This is a genomic window from Bacillus cereus group sp. N8 (genome assembly GCF_016483685.1).
GTDB classification, from domain to species: Bacteria; Bacillota; Bacilli; order Bacillales; family Bacillaceae_G; genus Bacillus_A; species Bacillus_A proteolyticus.
Genome location: NZ_JAEHBK010000012.1, coordinates 41,693 through 58,302 on the forward strand (window position 1 = coordinate 41,693; position 16,610 = coordinate 58,302).

Below are 16,610 nucleotides of genomic sequence, written 5' to 3' on the forward strand. Positions count from 1 at the left end.
AGGTGAACGTTTTGGAAGAAATGCTTAGAGATATAGAGAGAAAACTAGGGTGGCCTCGAATTGTAAATTGTACAGCTATTTCAAAAGGGTTTTCACATGAAGAGAAATATAAAGTTGAATTAGCGAATCGAGAAACGTATTTTGTCAAAGTGTGTGATTCTGCTAATTTTGAACGAAAACAAGAAGAATATACGTATATGAAACAGTTGGAGTCATTACATATCCCGACGCCAAAATTAATTCATTTTATAAGACTTGAAGAATTAAATAAATGCGTTCAAATATTTGAATGGACCCGAGGTGAAAATGGAGAAGAGAGTTTAGGTAAGTTATCGGTGAAAGAGCAGTATGCTGCGGGGAAAAGAGCTGGAGAAGTTTTAAAGAGAATTCATGCAATAGAAAAAGAGAATATCATTGATTCGTGGGAAACGTTTCGGTGGAACAAGTACGAGAGATACTTGAAAGCATTAGCAGACTTTGAGGTAGACTTTCTTGATATGAAGCCAGTATTAACCTTTGTAGAGGATCATAAAGACTTATTGAAAAATCGTCCTATCACATTTTTACACGATGATTACCACCCAGCAAATAGTATGATTCATAATAAGGAGTTTATCGTTATCGATTTTGGTGGATATGATTTTGGCGATCCAATACATGATTTTTATAATGTAGCGATTTTTACTACAAGAATAAGCAAACCATTTGCGGTTGGTCAAGTTCACGGTTATTGCGGAGGTGAACCGTCACTCCATTTTTGGAAACTGTATTCATTATATGCAGCGATGACATTCCCAGCGGATATCGTATGGACAAACCGAAGCACGCCACATTTAGTAGAGGATATGAAAGAAAGATTGAACCGAATTATAGAAGAACATAATCATTTTTCATCCTATATTCCGAAATGGTATCAATCATATCATATGGATATAATAAACAATAAATAATGGAGGGATTCATTTGGATAAAATAGCGGTAATTTCAGATATTCATGGTAATATTCCGGCATTAGAATCTGTACTGAAAGATATTAAATTACGAGGTATTGAGCGTATTATTTGTCTTGGAGATTTAGTAGGAAAAGGCCCTCATTCTAGCGAAGTAATTGAAATCATTCGTAAAGAATGTGAAGGGGTTGTAATGGGAAACTGGGATGATTTTATTACAAAACCGACTGAATTTGAAGCGTTAAAATGGCATCAAAAACAATTGTCAGAAGAACAAAATGAGTATTTAAGAAGCTTACCATTTTCAATTGAATTTTTTATGAGCGGTAAACTCATTCGTATGTTCCATGCTTCACCGAGAAGTTTGTATGAAAGAATTCAACCACACGCTTCAAGAGAAGAGCGTGTTAGTATGTTCGAAAATAGCGAGTTGACAGAGAAAATAGAAGTGGAAAGAAAACCAGATGTTGTTTGCTACGGTGACGTTCATCAAGCATACATTCAAAATTTTAGGGGGAAAACGTTATGTAATGCTGGTAGCGTAGGAAATCCACTTGAAATTACACAAGCTTCCTATTTAATTTTTGAAGGAACATACAATGAAAAAGAAGCAGCGAGCTTTTCCATTCAACTCGTACGAGTACCGTATGATATTGAATTAGCTATCAGATTAGCAGAAGAACTCGAAATGCCAGAAATTGAAGAATACAAACAAGAATTACGGACTGCTTTATATCGAGGGTTTAAGGGGAAGTAAGCTAATAATATATCAACGATTTTTCAAATATATCTATCATAACTTAAAATATATCAATGATTTTTTTCAATATATCGATTTGCCAACAAATAGCGACAAACTTAATTTACTGCAATTATATTATGTAAACAAGGTGCAGGAGGGAATGTTATGCTCCGAAAACAATACATGAAAGAAATTGCTAATCATATTTTAACGTTAAAATTAACCTATCCAATAAGAGTTGGAGTAAGTGGTATAACAGCTTCAGGAAAGACAACATTTGCAAACGAACTGGCAGAGGAAATGAAAAATCGAGGAGTAAAAGCAACACGCGCAAGCATTGATGATTTTCATAACCCGAGAGTGATTCGTTATGCACAAGGAAAAGAGTCTGCAAGAGGGTATTACGAAGACGCACACGATTATACCTCTTTTAAAGAAAGGCTATTAGAGCCTTTAGGACCTAACGGGAATTTACAGTATGAAACGATTTCTCATAACTTAATAACGGACATGCCTGTACATAATACGCCGCTAGTGGCGCCACCAAATATGGTGCTAATAGTAGATGGAACATTTTTATTGAAAAAAGAAATTGAGTATCTATTTGACTATAAAATTTTCGTAGATACAAATTTTGAGATTGCGAGAAAACGTGGAGCAGAGCGCGAGACTGAGGCTTTTGGAAGTTATGAAGAAGCAGAGGAAATGTTTATAAACAGATATCATGCGGCTTGTAAGATGTATATAGATGAGCATAATCCGAAAGAATGTGCGAATGTTATATTTCAGAATAGTAATTTTGATGATCCGGTAGTTGTATTTAAAGGGATTTAAAATCGTTTATATAACAAAAAGTTCGTGAAAGGGGATGTGTTGGCTGGATAAAAAAGATAATCCGAACGATTGGCCTGTATGGGCGAATGAGTCAGTAGAGATAGTTAATGCAAATCCTGATTGGCAAGATAAAGGCCGATGTGAAGAACAGCAACTTTATGAACAGCTTACTCCTCTCGGTATTAGCAAAGTAATACATATAGGAAGTACATCCATACCTGGTTTACCTGCAAAACCTATAATTGATCTAATGGCTGAAACAGAATCATTTGATAGAGTGCTCGATATTTCAGCAAAATTGGCTATATATGGTTGGCATTATGTAGGCCCGGAATTAGATGAAAGACCTTGGAGAAGGTTCTTTGTGAAAGTTAAGAATAATAGACGTATAGCTCATCTGCATTTGATGGTTAAAGGAACTGAACGGTGGGAGCAACAACTTTTATTTCGTAACCGCTTACGAGAAAATCCACAATTAGTTTATGATTATTCAAATCTAAAGCAAGAGTTAGCTAAAAGGTTTAACCATGATAGAGAAGCATACACAAAAGCTAAAACAGAATTTATTAAACAAGTTCTAAAATGATTTAATTTTTAATTGTAACTACGTTTGAATATAAAAGAAAAAACATACTTTATTTTATAACTTAAACTGACATGAAATGCATGTAAACAAAGTGAGAGACTGCGATGTTCTACTGTATTTCCTTTTATTTATCATGATAAATTTTATATAATTGAATCAAGTTCATAGAAAGATAGGTACTAAAACGATTCTAAAAATCGACTTGATTTGATGAAAAAAATTAAAGGGAATAAGGCGAAAATAAGTTAATAAAGTAAAAAGGGGACAGGAAATATAATGAATGAAGTACTAGAATTAAAAGAAGAACTACTACAAATTAAAAATAATAATTATGCTGTACCAGAAGACGTAGATGCATATCCATATGCGCAGTGGATGCTAGATTATATCGGATCACCTGATGCTGAATTACGTGATGATTTAATTTATAGTACGCTTCACAAATGGATTACAAATGATGTGTTTAGACAAAAAGAATTACGAGGACTAATGTTACAAGCAATTAGCCCGGATTATTTATTTTATAAAATTGGTGAAAAGGGAACAGACTCTGTTTTCAAACGTGCATTCTCTGTTTTAATCCCGCCACTTATTTTATCTGTTCATGAAAGAGAACCATTGTTATCTGAAGAACAACTGTACAGTGTGGCAGAACAAGTGCTGGAATATGTGTATTTAGAAGAAGATGTAAGAGGTTACGTAGAAGGAAAAGGCTGGGCACATTCTACGGCACATGCTGCAGATGCACTCGATGCTTTAGCACGTACAATCCAAAATCGTGAGTTCTCATATGCAATACTAGCTGCCGTTCGTCAGAAGGTCCGCTTACATGACTACGTATACATTCACTTTGAGGATGAAAGATTAGTAGCACCAATTATGTCGTTACGTAACCAAAATCTTTTAACTGAAGAAGAGTGGAGCAACTGGTTACATAGTATAGCAACTGTTGAAGACATCCGACATCCGCAGCATGCTATTTTAGTACAAAATATTAGAGCTTTCTTAAGAAGTTTATATTTTAGAGTTTTAGAGACAGAGGGTAGTACAGCCTTTACAGATGATATATTGGAGACTTTGAAGGGTTTGCGTAGGTATTAAAAAAGGCATTTGAATTGGAAATTTTAAAAGAAATCCATACTTAGAAACAAAGAGAAAATAGTAATTTCAAAAATTTATTAGAAATTTATTTTTACATTGTACCCTTTCAGTATAGGCTGAAAGGGGTGTCAAATGAAAAAATTATTGAAGATAGTAAAGATTATATTTTTTATTTGTAGCAGCATTATTTTTCTTGGATTAGGCGCTGTATTTATATATCATAACTATCAATTAAGAATGGAATCGAAATTAATGAACAATGAAGGGGAACTTGTTAATTTCAATAATAAAAAAGTGAATGTTTATAACGAGGGGGGCGGGAAGGATACGTTTGTATTTATGGCCGGATCTGGAATTGCCGCTCCTGTTTATGAATTGAAAGGATTATATAGTGAATTTTCGAAAGAGAACAAGATTTCTGTAATTGAGAGAGCTGGTTATGGATACAGTGATGTTTTTCATGATGATAGAGATATTGATACGATATTAGAACAAACGAGAGAAGCGCTTATTAGAAGTGGAAATAAACCACCCTATATTTTAGTGCCACACTCTCTATCCGGTATAGAGGCTATTTATTGGGCACAAAAATACCCAAGTGAAGTAAAAGGGATTATTGCGTTAGATATTGGTTTACCTAATCAGTACGTAACTCATAAAATAGACGAGCTTGATTCATTAAGAATAAAAGGAATGAATATTTTAACGAAAATTGGTTTTCAGCGATTAGTTCCTTCTATTACTTATAATCCCGAAGTAATTCAGCAATCCTTTTTAACTGAACAGGAAAAAAACATTTATAAAGCGCTCTCATATAAACAAGCTTTTAATGATGATATGAAGCAAGAACTTTTACAAAGTTACAATAACAGTAACAAATCTAATTCCTTATCATTCCCAAAAGAAACACCAATTTTATTTATAGATGCGATTGCTAGGGAAAATAAAAACTCGAAATATACAAAGCAAAAAAACAAAGATTATGAGGAGTTTGCTAGCAAGTTATTGATAGCTGATGTGAAAAAAATTGAAGGTACACATAGTATTTATTTACACGCTCCTGATGAAATATACAAACTTGCTACGGATTTTATTAATAATAAAGTAGTGAAGAACTAAGCTATTGTTATTTTAGTGATGGAAGGTCTACATAATGAAAGAATATAACATATTAATTGTTGAAGATGATTTGATGATAGGAGATTTATTACAAAAAATTTTGCAGCGTGAGAAGTATAAAGTGTATTGGGAGAAAGAAGGAAAGAATGTTCTTGATGTAATTCATGAAATAGATTTAGTCATAATGGATGTTATGTTACCAGGTGAAGATGGTTATCAAATTACAAAGAAAATAAAAAATCTAGGATTAAATATTCCAATCATATTTCTATCAGCTCGGAATGATATTGATAGTAAACTAAAAGGTCTTACCATTGGAGAAGAATACATGATAAAACCTTTTGATCCTCGAGAATTATTGTTAAGAATTCAGAAAATGCTAGATAATCAATATGGTACTTTCACGCAAATTAAACATTTATTTATAGATGCAGAATATAAAAGGGTTTTCATTAATGGTTTGCGTGATGAAGTTGTGTTTACAGCGATTGAGCGTAAAATATTTTTCTATTTGTATGAAAATAGGGATAGAATTTTAACAAAAGAACACTTCTTTGGTTACTTATGGCAACTCGAAGATAGAAATCAAAATATCATGAACGTACATATAAAAAAAATCAGGGCCAAAATCGATGATAAAACAGGTGATATTATTCAAAATATTTATGGAGAAGGGTATAGACTAAATACCTATATGAAAAAATGAACTTAAAGAAAAAATATCAGTTACTACTATTCTCCGCTATTATTAGCGTACCATTGTTATTGTTGTCGATTAGTATCTTTGTATCAGTTATTTATAATGCTGCCTTTAAAACTAAAAATAAGAACATTCCTTTTCACGAATCCTTTGCATACCCTACTATGTTAATCATTTTTTTATTATCACTATTAGTATTAGCTTTTGTATTTTCAAAATCGATTAACACAGTATTAAATAAAATTAATGTATTAAATCAAACGATTCGAGATTTAGCTAGTGATAAAAAAATCCCTAATATAATAGATGTCAAAAGTGATGATGAGATGGGAGAATTGATTAGGTCAGTAAACTTGCTTATAGAAAGAACGACTTATCGAGAATTAGAATTACGACAACAAGAACAAATAAAAAAAGAGCTATTAAATAAATTACAGCATGATATTAATACACCCTTAACAGCGGTTAGATTACAATTATATTATTTAGAAGGCGAATACGAAGAACAAGCACCAGTACTTGAATCACTGTATGAGCAGATACAATATATAAGTGATTTAACTAACGAATTTAATATTCAATCTACAGAGACATTAGAGAATACTTATATTGTGAATGATGAAGTGAATATACATAATTTAATAGAAAATATGATTAAAAAATGGAGCTATTTGTATAGCATTCATAAAATTGAATTAGTATATAATCCACAAGATAAAGAGTTGATATGGGATAGTAATGAGTTATGGATTCAAAGGCTATTTGACAATATTTTTCAAAATGTTCTTAAACATTCACAAGCTGAAAAACTCAAAATCATTATAGATGAAGATATTGTTTTCTTTAGAGATAACGGGATTGGGTTTGATATAAATAAAAAAGGAACGGGACTTGGTTTGAAAAATATTGAAGATATATCAAAGATGTTCGATATAAAATACACTTTACAATCCAATAGTGAGGGGACTATGTTTTCATTTGAAAATACTAAAGTTTAGAGAAAAATACATAAAACCAATACCGCCCAACCATACTAATAAAATGTGTTGGAGGTGAATTTTATGGACAAAAAAGACTTTGAAAAAGTTTATAATGATTACTTACATCAAGGAGAAGAGCAAGCTCAATTTGAAATAGGCCATGAAGTCAATTCAGGAGTAGAACAAATTGTTGCCGTTCGTAAAAATGATGATGGTGATTTAATAGCGTTTAAAACAAGTAGTGGGAGAGAGTTAGATTATATTACTGCTATTAGTGAAGTGAAATCAGGGAAGTTAGCTCATATGGACGTATTTCATAAGTATGGTAGGGATATTATACGTAGTGAACCTGATGGAATAAAGGAAAATAACTTAGATAATTTACCTTCATTTTAAATGGGTAAACCTCAAGAAGAGAATGTTCATTTGGATATTCTCTTCTTTTCTTTGCAAAGTGTTCTCTACAAATAGAAGGTTCATCTCTAACGTGAAATTACACTTTTAAAGAGCTCTCTAAATTTCTCTTTATCTTCTGCTGTAAATGGTTTTGGACCTTTTGTACGCTTGCCGCTTTTTCGAACCATTGCACTTAAATAACGTGTTTGTAACAATTGTTCAATGTTTTCATTCGTATACTTATAGCCTTTATGGTGTAGAACGATACAGCCTTTTGCTAAAGCGAGCGAAGCAAGACCATAATCTTGTGTTACGATTAAATCTTCTTTTTTTGCTAACTGCATAATTCGGTAATCCGCAGCATCTGCTCCAGAATCAACATAAATTGTTTCCACACCTTTTGGCTGCTCTGCATTAGAATAATGAGAAAAGCTAGTAACGAGGGTAACAGGAATTTCCGCATTCGTAGCTTCAAAAATAATCACATCTTTTACAGGACAGGCATCTGCATCAACGTAAATTTTCATTTTTATCACTCCTATAACTAGGTTCGTGTTGATAATAATGGTAGATTTTTCTTTTGTCAAACGATACAGCTTTATTTAAAGTTATTTTTCACATACCAAAATAGCCTCACGCAAACGAGAAATACCTTCCTCAATTTGATCAATATTCACTTTTCCATAAGATAAACGTATATAACCATCTTTCGCGCCGAAAATACTACCTGGCATAAAAGCAATTTCTTGTTTTAAGCTTTGCATAATGAGTTGTTTTTCATTTATCGGTTCGTTTAATTTTCCCCATATGTAAATACCACCAGTAGGGTTTGAAAAAGAGATTTTATCGTGAAGTTGCTCGTTTAGGGCCCGGACGATAATGTCTCTTTTTTCTGCTAGTTGTTTCCGCAGAGGTACTAAATGAGATCGAAACGGTACGGTCTCGAAAAATTGTTGCATAAGCCACTGCGGGAATATACTCATTCCTAATTCCATTTGGTGCCGTGCGTCGGATAACCTCTCGACTACTGACTGCGGGGCGACAAGCCAGCCAACTCGTAAACCTGGCGCAATCATTTTTGATAAGGAATGTACATAAATGACTGTTCCATTTTCATCAATCGATTTCAAAGTAGGGCAAGGTTGTTTATTTTCTAACGTAAGTAAACTGGACGGATCATCTTCAACAATCGCAATTCGTAAGTCTGCGCAAAGTGATAAAAGTTTTTTTCTTCGATTTGGATGAAGCATCGTTCCCGTAGGATTTTGGAAATTTGGATTTAAAAAGATCATTTTAATACGATGCTTTCTATACAACTCTTGCACATCATCCGGATTAATACCGTGTTCATCAACAGGTAATGGGAAAATCCGAATACCTGCTGATTGGAATAACGGTAATGAATAACAGTGTGAAGGACTTTCAAAAGCAACTGCATCACCTGGATTTAATAAGCATTGTACGATTAGGTGGAGTGCTTGCTGGGCACCAGATGTAATCATAATGGATTGTTCAGTCGCTTCAACTTTTAAATATTCCTTCATATACTTTACGACCGCTTGTCTTAGCGGGAGATAGCCTTGCGGGTGATCGTAACTTAATGATTGCGTTAACGGTTGTTCTCGTAAAATTGATTGTAATTGATCGTGAGGATAGAGGTTACAACCGAGCTCTCCATTTGCAAAATCTATAATATTTTCATTTTGTTGTACTTCCGCCCGAATATGGCGAAGTAGCGGTAAGTTTGGTAAAAAAGTACCACCTTCTACGAAACCTCTCCAGTTCGGCGTTAATGTTGGAGAAACGCCCCACATATGTGTACTTACACGTGTACCTTTACCAGTCGTACTTTCTACAATTCCCATAGCGCGAAGTTCATTATAAGCAGTCGTTACCGTACTTCGGTTTACATTTAACTGTGTAGCTAATTTCCGTTCTGAAGGGAGGAAGCTACCTGGGGGAAGCTCTCCGTATGTAATACGTTTTTCAATAAAGTCAACAACTTGCTGATAAATTGGGATTTTACTGTCGTTATCTAGCTTCCATTCCATACAAACGCCTCCGCAAATCTTATATACATCAAGTATAACAAATTGGCTGGGTAAAAAAACAGCCAATTGGACGGTGTTTTATCCAGCCAATTTTACTATGCTAAATAGGGAAGGGGAGATTAGGATGAAACGATGGCAAATGGAGTGGCTCCTAGTATCAGTTGCATTAGTATGGGGAGCAAATTATACAATTGGAAAGTATGGCGTGGCATTTATGTCATCCATTCAATTTAATAGTTTACGATTTTTAGTAGCATCACCGGTATTATTACTTATTACATTTATGATGGAACGCTCATTACGTATTGAAAGAAAAGATTGGTTACGATTATTAGCAGTCGGTATCGTTGGAACGACAATGTATCAAACGATGTTTATGCTATCTGTGAAATATACTTCAGCAACGAACGCCTCATTATTAATTGCGATGTCACCGATTTTTACAGGGATATTAGCAGTATTACACAAACAAGAACGCTTTTCGATGAAAGTACAAATTGGTTCAATAATAGCCTTTATTGGTGCAGCATTTGTTTTATTAACAGGGCATACGGGAGGAGCTACTTACGAATATGCATGGCTCGGAAATGTAATTGGATTAGTCGCAGCAATTGCGTGGGGATGGTATCCAATTTTAGCGCAACCTCTCATTACAAAATACTCCGCAATGAGAGTAACATCATGGTCTACTTTAATTGGAATTGTACCTCTCGTTGTATATTGTCTATTCAATGTAAATACGTTAACGTGGCCAGTAGATATGCCAAGCTGGGGTTCTCTAGCATATTCGATCGTCTTTGCGACAATCTTTGGACTTGCCATGTGGTATGTCGGTATTAGTAAAATAGGTTCAACGAAAGTAATGGTTTATATGTATCTTGTACCATTATTCGCAGTTATCTTTGCAGCTGTAACAATCGGAGAGGAAATCAATATGATGCAATTAGTTGGTGGTCTTATTATCTTCATCGGTTTATATGTAGTCAAAAAAGGCGGAATCAAAAAGCCTGCTCTCAATTTGAAAAAAGTAAGTTAACAGTAAAAATGATCTCTTTCATATAGAAGGAGATCATTTTTTGTTTCGTAATAAAAGCGCTTGTTCAACAGCCCATTTTTGATGATTATGAATTAGAAGCTCTACAGCATGTAATGGGGACACCCACTTTAAAATATGATCTTCTTCACAGTTATCGGTTTGTTTCTGTACCATGTTTGCAATGTAAAAGAACCCATCGTTTAAATAATATGTATCTTCCTTTTCCGCATAAAAATATCGCATTGCATTACCGATATATTGATCAATTTCAATTGCCCATCCTAATTCCTCGAGCAATTCACGATGTAAACATTCTTCTTTGGTTTCTTGACCTTCCATACCGCCACCAGGTAAAAAGTAACGATTTCTTTTTTGGATAACAGCCATTTTTGAGCAAGTATCGTTAAAAATAACCGCATAGCAACTAGGTCGTAATACATACTGTTCAGTGGGTTTTTTATAACCAAAAGTAAGTTTAGACATCATAAAACACCTCGTTTCTCTATAAAATACATAAAAGGAATATTAAGGTAAATACAGAATTATATAAGTATAATCTTACGAGATTGGAGTGATAACAAAATGATAAATCGAAAGTGTTCACGATGTAAAGAAATAACAGGTACGTTGCATGGTGGTAAAAAAATTAAGGAAGAATTTTTATGTGAAGACTGTTTGCAAAAAGGAATTGCGAGCGGAGAGATCGAATTATCACAAGTGGAAGAAGAACAAACTTCGTATCTTTCTATAAAAATATTAAAAATAATGAGTGTGATTTATTTAATAGTATCTATTATAACCGCTTTTTCTACTGGAGCACTTATACAGGATCCAGGGTTTGGTGGAATATCATTTTCAATAACAGGTGCAGTTGGTGTTATGATAATTGGATCGATATTCCAGTCTGTTCTTGTATTTTGCGGGATATGGGTATTCATTCTGTTAGTCGAAACGGTTATTAAAATTTATGAGAAAATGAAGTGAGTGAGAGGGAGAAATACATGCGCGTAAGAAACATTCAAGGGGAAGATTATGAAAAGATTCATTCTGTTTTAAATGATTGGTGGGGCGGGAGAGACATGGCTCATATGTTGCCAAAATTGTTCTTCGTTCACTTTCAAGAAACGAGTTTTATCATTGAAGAAGAGGGAGAAACGTTAGGTTTCTTATGTGGATTTTTTTCACAGACGCATAAAGATGAAGCATACGTTCATTTTATCGGCGTAAATCCGGAGTATAGAAGGAAAGGAATTGCAACGACGTTATATACTTATTTCTTCGATATCGCTCGTGCAAATAACCGTAAAGTTGTAAAAGCAATCACGTCACCAGTAAATAAAAAATCGATACAATTTCACAGGGAAATCGGCTTTCAAATTGAAGCTGGGGATGATGAAATAGAAGGTGTATCCGTACATACAAATTATGATGGGAATGGCGGTAGTAGAGTTTTATTTTTAAAGCATGTGTAAAAGTAGGCTAGCGCGAAGTTAGCCTTTTTGTTGTGAGGAGGAAAGGATATGGAGAGTTCTCAAAGTAGAAATGAGTATTTAAGACGCATACATACAGTTCAAGATTATATAGAATCAAACATAGACAGTTCACTATCCATTGAAGAGCTAGCGGATATAGCAGGATTTTCAAAGTTTCATTTTCATCGGATTTTTAAAGGAATAGTAGACGAGCCATTATCACGGTATGTAAATCGATTGAAACTAGAGAGAGCAACACATATACTTACATACCGGCCGGATATGACGATTACAGATATTGCTTATCACTTCGGATTCACTGATTCAGCAGTTTTCTCTCGGACATTTAAAAATTATTACGGTGTAAGTCCGTCCAACTATAGAAATCACAATAGCAAGAATTGCAAAGACGTAAGCGGAACTTCTCAATACAATGAATGTAAGAAGGTTCGAGGAGAGGTCGAAATTGTAACAGCGGACGATATAAACGTCGCATACATAAGACATATAGGTACATATAAAGAGTTAGCTATAGCTTTTCCAAAAATGATAGAGAAGCTATTTCATTACGCAGCGGAGGAAAACTATCATGTATTTGAAGATACGAAAGTATTAACCATTTACCACGACCATCATGAATTTACTGAGGATTATCATTTAAGAACAAGTCTATGTGTAACAATTTCAGATGAATCCAAAGTAGAAACGAGCGACATTGGAATAATGGTAATACCTTCAGGGAAATATGCGGTAGGTCACTTTGAAATAGTTCAAGATGAATATAAGGGAGCATGGGATTTCTTATACGGTGAATGGTTGCCAAATAGCGGATATAAACCGAGAGACTCGTATCCATTTGAAGTGTATAGAAATGATCCAAAGCAGCATCCGGAAAATAAACATATAGTCGATATATATGTACCTATCGAACCTTTTTAATCATAGGTTAAGGGGGAAGAACGATGAAAACGGCTGAAAAGTTAGAATGTATTATAAAAGAAGACTATAAAAATATAAATGGTATGTTAGTAGTACAGAAAGGTAATGTTGTTTTTGAAAATTATTATAATGGTTATGGTCCAGATGATGCATTTCATATAGCGTCTGTCACAAAAACGATAATCTCTGCGCTAATTGGGATATGCATAGAGAAAGGGTATATAAAAAACATTGATCAAAAAGTAATAGAATTTTTCCCAGAATATAATTCTAATTCATCTGAAATAACAGTACGTCACCTTCTTACAATGACAGCTCCATATCCTTATGTGGACTGGCAGGAACCGCTAGAAGAACTATGTACACAACAGGACTGGGTGCAGTATACACTTAATAGAATGGGGAACGGCGGTGAAATCGGAACTTTTAAATATTCATCCGCAGGAGCACATGTACTATCGGCAATCATTACGAGTGTAACAGGAAAAAGTGCGCGTGAATTTGCAAATGAACACTTATATCAGCCACTTGGTATGAGAGAAATTCCAAACTACAATATGCAAGCATTTGAATTTGATGACTTATTCGGAAAAGATGTGAAAGGATGGATTCACGATCCAAATGGTATTACAACTGGCGGCTGGGGACTGACGTTAACGGTTAGAGATATGGCTAAGTTTGGACGTTTGTATTTAAACGAAGGTATTCATAATGGAAAACAAATTCTATCAGTATCATGGATAAAAGAATCGACAGCGATGAATTCGAATCAATACGGTTACTTATGGTGGTTACGAGAAGAGGCTGGAATCTTTTCATACTGTGCCATGGGCGATGGTGGGAATGTGATTTGCTGTATACCAGAGATGGAATTATTGGTGGTCATAGCATCCGGAATTATACCAGAAGCGGGGGATAGATGGAAGTTAATTAAAGAATGCATCCTTCCTTATTTAAAAGATTAAGATGTATATTTTTATGAAAATGAGAATAAAAGGTTTAGTTATACTTGTTTTGTTCTCCATGATAGAAGTAAGTGTTGTGAGAAAGAAGTCGTTAAATTAAGATTAGAAAACTTCAACACCTATACGATTATTGAATAATTGCAAGGTGTTGAAGTACTTATGAGTTAATTAAGGTACATTCAACTGCAAGCTGAAACACCTTTTTCTGTTATTGTAAATTATTCTTTAACTTTTCGATGTATAAGGTATATCATGCCAAACACAATTGCCAGCAAGATAAATTTAGTTAATTCCATTAGGCTAATATTGCACTTGGTTGCCACTCCATCTGTTAAATAAAATACATTAAACATACCATGTAAAATTGCAGGTGTTATTACAGAACGGCTATACTCTCTCGTATAGGTCAAAATTATAGATAATATAAATAATAACGAGAGATAGCTAAATATTCCTACAAACCATAACTCATAGTTCTTATAAAAGAGTGCTACTGGTAAATGCCATAAAGACCAAAGCGATGCAGTAATGATTGCTGTTTGCGTTAATGAGTATTTTTTTCGTAAATGGTAATGAAAATTTCCACGCCATATGATTTCCTCTAATAATGCAGATAAAGATCCAATTGTAAGACCAATAAGCAAGAGAAATCCTAATTCATTCCAATGATTATATAGGAACTTAATATCATAAATATAAAAATAAAAATGGAGACATAGTCCTAGAAGTAGTGGAAATAAAATGGAGAAGAGTAGTGTTTTTATTTTTGGACGTGAAAATCCAAATGTATGAACTGTTTTTTGTTTCTTATATAATTTCTGATATAAAATAACAGCAAAAAGCGGAACAACCATCGTAAATCCTAAATAGTTACGACCATTTTCTATGTTCAGTAAGATAATATATACAAGCGATGTGAAACAATAAATACATAATGTAGAATGATAAACTATGTTTCTATTAATATTTTTCACCTACCTAAGTATATATAAGTTGTTAATCGAATATCCGATATTTTAATTATATATGAAATGAAAATAGACGGAATGAAAAATTCCATAAAACAACTTTGTTTTAAATTAACCATCTACTCCCATATTTAAAAATTGAACAAGTTGATCATTTAAATAACTTGTACTATAAGAAAAATCATTGTGATACCATTCAATAATGATGCCAATAATCGCATTCGCTTGGTAGGAACAGTAAAGTGAATGGTTCACACCTTCTTTAAGTAAAGCCTCTTTATCTTGAAGTAACAAATGCTTTATTTCCTCAAAAAATAAATAATAGTACATTAAAGGAACCTTTTTGGAAAAAACAATTCTGTAGAATGATTTATATTTTTCGATATGATGAAAAATCCGAATTGTAGAAGAATCTAATTTACTAGTTTTCAAAACTGATACGTAGCGATAAGGTTCTTGATAAGAACGTGTCAAATCTGCTGTAATTTCTTTAAAATACTCCTCAAATAAATCTTCTACTTGTTTATAATGCAAGTAAAATGTTCCGCGATTTATTTTTGCTTTTCTGCAAATTTCCGAGATGGAGATGACTTCTAAAGTTTTTTCGTTTAATAATTCTAACAATGCGTTATGTAACGCCTCTTTTGTTTTCACAATACGCATATCTGTACGCATCATTTTTTTCACCTCTTATTGAACACATTTCTTGCGATGTGTTAATTATTGAACATTTATCACTTTTTTGCTCATTGTAAGCGCTCTTTTATATTATTATAATTTTTATTGAACAACTGTGCAATAAAAGACAAAGGGGGCCGTTTCAGATGAGATTAGAAGGTAAAGTAGCAATTGTCACTGGTGCTGCGTCAGGCATGGGGAAAGCAATTGCAGAAGGTTATGCAAAAGAAGGAGCAAAAGTCGTTGTATCAGACTTAAACTTAGAAGGGGCTCAACATGTAGTGCAAGGAATTAAAGCTACAGGTGCAGAGGCCATTGCTGTTCAAACAAACGTTACCTCTGATGAAGATATTCAACGCCTTTTCGATGAAACAAAACAAGCTTACGGGAAATTAGATATTCTTGTTAATAATGCAGGTATCATGGATGGAATGGAGCCTGTTGGTGAAGTTTCAGACGAACGCTGGGAAAAGGTTTTCTCTGTGAATACAGTATCTGTAATGAAAACAATGCGTATTGCAGTGAATCTATTCTTGGAACAAGGACACGGTACGATCGTCAATAATATTTCTGCAGGTGGATTATACGGTGCACGTGCTGGTGCTGTGTACACAGCATCTAAACATGCAGTCGTTGGCCTAACAAAAAACACGGCCTTTATGTATGCGAACAACAACATCCGTTGTAACGGTATCGCTCCTGGAGCAGTCATAACAAACATTGCTTCTACAATGACGAATGTGAGCGAATTTGGTGCGAGCCGTCAAGCATTAGGTATGGCAATTAATCCACGTGCTGGACAACCAGAAGAAGTTGCGCAACTGGCTATCTTCTTAGGCTCTGACGAAGCTAGTTTCGTAAACGGACAAGTGATTTCTGTAGACGGCGGCTGGACTTCATATTAATTTTAATTCAAGTATATAAAAGTAAATAAGTTTTGAAAAAGCAATGCTCCTGTCAATTTGGCAGGGGCATTGTCCGTATAATACATATAAAAATAAGTACTTTTTATTTAAGAAACCGTATTGATTAATTTTTCAAAATGGTTTCTTTTTTGCTTATAGAATTAAAATTGTAGTAAAAAAGCAAATCC

Annotated in this window: 20 protein-coding genes; 15 read left to right on the forward strand and 5 right to left on the reverse strand. The window is 33.9% G+C overall.

Features of this window, described 5'->3' with window-relative positions:
• Nucleotides 1-11 precede the first annotated feature (11 nt).
• The 9 genes from JDS80_RS17925 (at nt 12) to JDS80_RS17965 (ending at nt 7,408) form a co-directional block, all read left to right on the forward strand.
• Nucleotides 12-950 carry an aminoglycoside phosphotransferase family protein gene (locus JDS80_RS17925; RefSeq protein ID WP_199639457.1) on the forward strand — a complete coding sequence of 313 codons (939 nt, stop codon included), beginning with the start codon at nt 12-14 and terminating at the stop codon, nt 948-950.
• 13 nt (nt 951-963) lie between these two features.
• On the forward strand, nt 964-1,707 hold the full coding sequence (locus JDS80_RS17930) for a metallophosphoesterase family protein (protein WP_199639458.1): 744 nt from the start codon (nt 964-966) through the stop codon (nt 1,705-1,707).
• A gap of 150 nt (nt 1,708-1,857) precedes the next feature.
• The gene (locus tag JDS80_RS17935; RefSeq protein WP_199639459.1) at nt 1,858-2,526 is read left to right on the forward strand and encodes a nucleoside/nucleotide kinase family protein; all 669 of its coding nucleotides are present in this window, start codon (nt 1,858-1,860) and stop codon (nt 2,524-2,526) included.
• 43 nt (nt 2,527-2,569) lie between these two features.
• Nucleotides 2,570-3,112: a GrpB family protein gene (locus JDS80_RS17940; RefSeq protein WP_199639617.1), complete on the forward strand. Its 543-nt coding sequence runs from the start codon at nt 2,570-2,572 to the stop codon at nt 3,110-3,112.
• Nucleotides 3,113-3,388: 276 nt separating this feature from the next.
• Nucleotides 3,389-4,213, forward strand: coding sequence for a DUF2785 domain-containing protein (locus tag JDS80_RS17945; protein ID WP_001006662.1), 825 nt, complete (start codon nt 3,389-3,391; stop codon nt 4,211-4,213).
• Nucleotides 4,214-4,345: 132 nt separating this feature from the next.
• Nucleotides 4,346-5,332: an alpha/beta fold hydrolase gene (locus JDS80_RS17950; protein WP_199639460.1), complete on the forward strand. Its 987-nt coding sequence runs from the start codon at nt 4,346-4,348 to the stop codon at nt 5,330-5,332.
• A gap of 34 nt (nt 5,333-5,366) precedes the next feature.
• On the forward strand, nt 5,367-6,038 hold the full coding sequence (locus JDS80_RS17955; RefSeq protein ID WP_199639461.1) for a response regulator transcription factor: 672 nt from the start codon (nt 5,367-5,369) through the stop codon (nt 6,036-6,038).
• Nucleotides 6,035-7,030: a sensor histidine kinase gene (locus JDS80_RS17960; RefSeq protein WP_199639462.1), complete on the forward strand. Its 996-nt coding sequence runs from the start codon at nt 6,035-6,037 to the stop codon at nt 7,028-7,030. The genes JDS80_RS17955 and JDS80_RS17960 overlap by 4 nt, the downstream gene beginning before the upstream one ends.
• A 63-nt stretch (nt 7,031-7,093) precedes the next feature.
• Nucleotides 7,094-7,408: a DUF3892 domain-containing protein gene (locus JDS80_RS17965; RefSeq protein WP_071772947.1), complete on the forward strand. Its 315-nt coding sequence runs from the start codon at nt 7,094-7,096 to the stop codon at nt 7,406-7,408.
• Nucleotides 7,409-7,494: 86 nt separating this feature from the next.
• Here the strand turns inward: JDS80_RS17965 and JDS80_RS17970 are convergent, their stop codons facing one another.
• The gene (locus tag JDS80_RS17970; RefSeq protein WP_199639464.1) at nt 7,495-7,935 is read right to left on the reverse strand and encodes a YaiI/YqxD family protein; all 441 of its coding nucleotides are present in this window, start codon (nt 7,933-7,935) and stop codon (nt 7,495-7,497) included.
• An 81-nt stretch (nt 7,936-8,016) separates the two neighbouring features.
• Nucleotides 8,017-9,459, reverse strand: a complete 1,443-nt coding sequence (pdxR, locus tag JDS80_RS17975; protein ID WP_199639466.1) for a MocR-like pyridoxine biosynthesis transcription factor PdxR — start codon at nt 9,457-9,459, stop codon at nt 8,017-8,019.
• A gap of 124 nt (nt 9,460-9,583) precedes the next feature.
• Here pdxR and JDS80_RS17980 point away from each other — a divergent pair, with 124 nt between their 5' ends.
• The gene (locus tag JDS80_RS17980; RefSeq protein WP_199639468.1) at nt 9,584-10,495 is read left to right on the forward strand and encodes a DMT family transporter; all 912 of its coding nucleotides are present in this window, start codon (nt 9,584-9,586) and stop codon (nt 10,493-10,495) included.
• A 33-nt stretch (nt 10,496-10,528) separates the two neighbouring features.
• Here the strand turns inward: JDS80_RS17980 and JDS80_RS17985 are convergent, their stop codons facing one another.
• Nucleotides 10,529-10,981 (reverse strand): NUDIX hydrolase, encoded by a 453-nt coding sequence (locus tag JDS80_RS17985; RefSeq protein ID WP_199639470.1) that lies wholly within the window; start codon nt 10,979-10,981, stop codon nt 10,529-10,531.
• A gap of 96 nt (nt 10,982-11,077) precedes the next feature.
• Here JDS80_RS17985 and JDS80_RS17990 point away from each other — a divergent pair, with 96 nt between their 5' ends.
• From JDS80_RS17990 to JDS80_RS18005, 4 genes are read left to right on the forward strand one after another with little or no spacing between them, the layout of a single operon-like run.
• Nucleotides 11,078-11,479, forward strand: a complete 402-nt coding sequence (locus tag JDS80_RS17990) for a DUF3980 domain-containing protein (protein WP_199639472.1) — start codon at nt 11,078-11,080, stop codon at nt 11,477-11,479.
• A gap of 17 nt (nt 11,480-11,496) precedes the next feature.
• Nucleotides 11,497-11,967: a GNAT family N-acetyltransferase gene (locus JDS80_RS17995; RefSeq protein ID WP_199639474.1), complete on the forward strand. Its 471-nt coding sequence runs from the start codon at nt 11,497-11,499 to the stop codon at nt 11,965-11,967.
• Between the two features lie 48 nt (nt 11,968-12,015).
• Nucleotides 12,016-12,906: an AraC family transcriptional regulator gene (locus tag JDS80_RS18000; RefSeq protein ID WP_199639476.1), complete on the forward strand. Its 891-nt coding sequence runs from the start codon at nt 12,016-12,018 to the stop codon at nt 12,904-12,906.
• A 23-nt stretch (nt 12,907-12,929) separates the two neighbouring features.
• The gene (locus JDS80_RS18005) at nt 12,930-13,871 is read left to right on the forward strand and encodes a serine hydrolase domain-containing protein (protein ID WP_199639478.1); all 942 of its coding nucleotides are present in this window, start codon (nt 12,930-12,932) and stop codon (nt 13,869-13,871) included.
• A 218-nt stretch (nt 13,872-14,089) separates the two neighbouring features.
• Here JDS80_RS18005 and JDS80_RS18010 read toward each other — a convergent pair whose 3' ends face one another.
• Nucleotides 14,090-14,845, reverse strand: coding sequence for a CPBP family glutamic-type intramembrane protease (locus JDS80_RS18010; RefSeq protein ID WP_199639480.1), 756 nt, complete (start codon nt 14,843-14,845; stop codon nt 14,090-14,092).
• A 105-nt stretch (nt 14,846-14,950) separates the two neighbouring features.
• A complete protein-coding gene (locus JDS80_RS18015) occupies nt 14,951-15,517 on the reverse strand; it encodes a TetR/AcrR family transcriptional regulator (RefSeq protein WP_199639482.1) in 567 nt (188 codons plus the stop codon).
• 146 nt (nt 15,518-15,663) lie between these two features.
• Here JDS80_RS18015 and JDS80_RS18020 point away from each other — a divergent pair, with 146 nt between their 5' ends.
• Complete coding sequence (locus JDS80_RS18020) at nt 15,664-16,422, forward strand: SDR family oxidoreductase (RefSeq protein WP_199639483.1); 759 nt, start codon at nt 15,664-15,666, stop codon at nt 16,420-16,422.
• Nucleotides 16,423-16,610 lie beyond the last annotated feature (188 nt).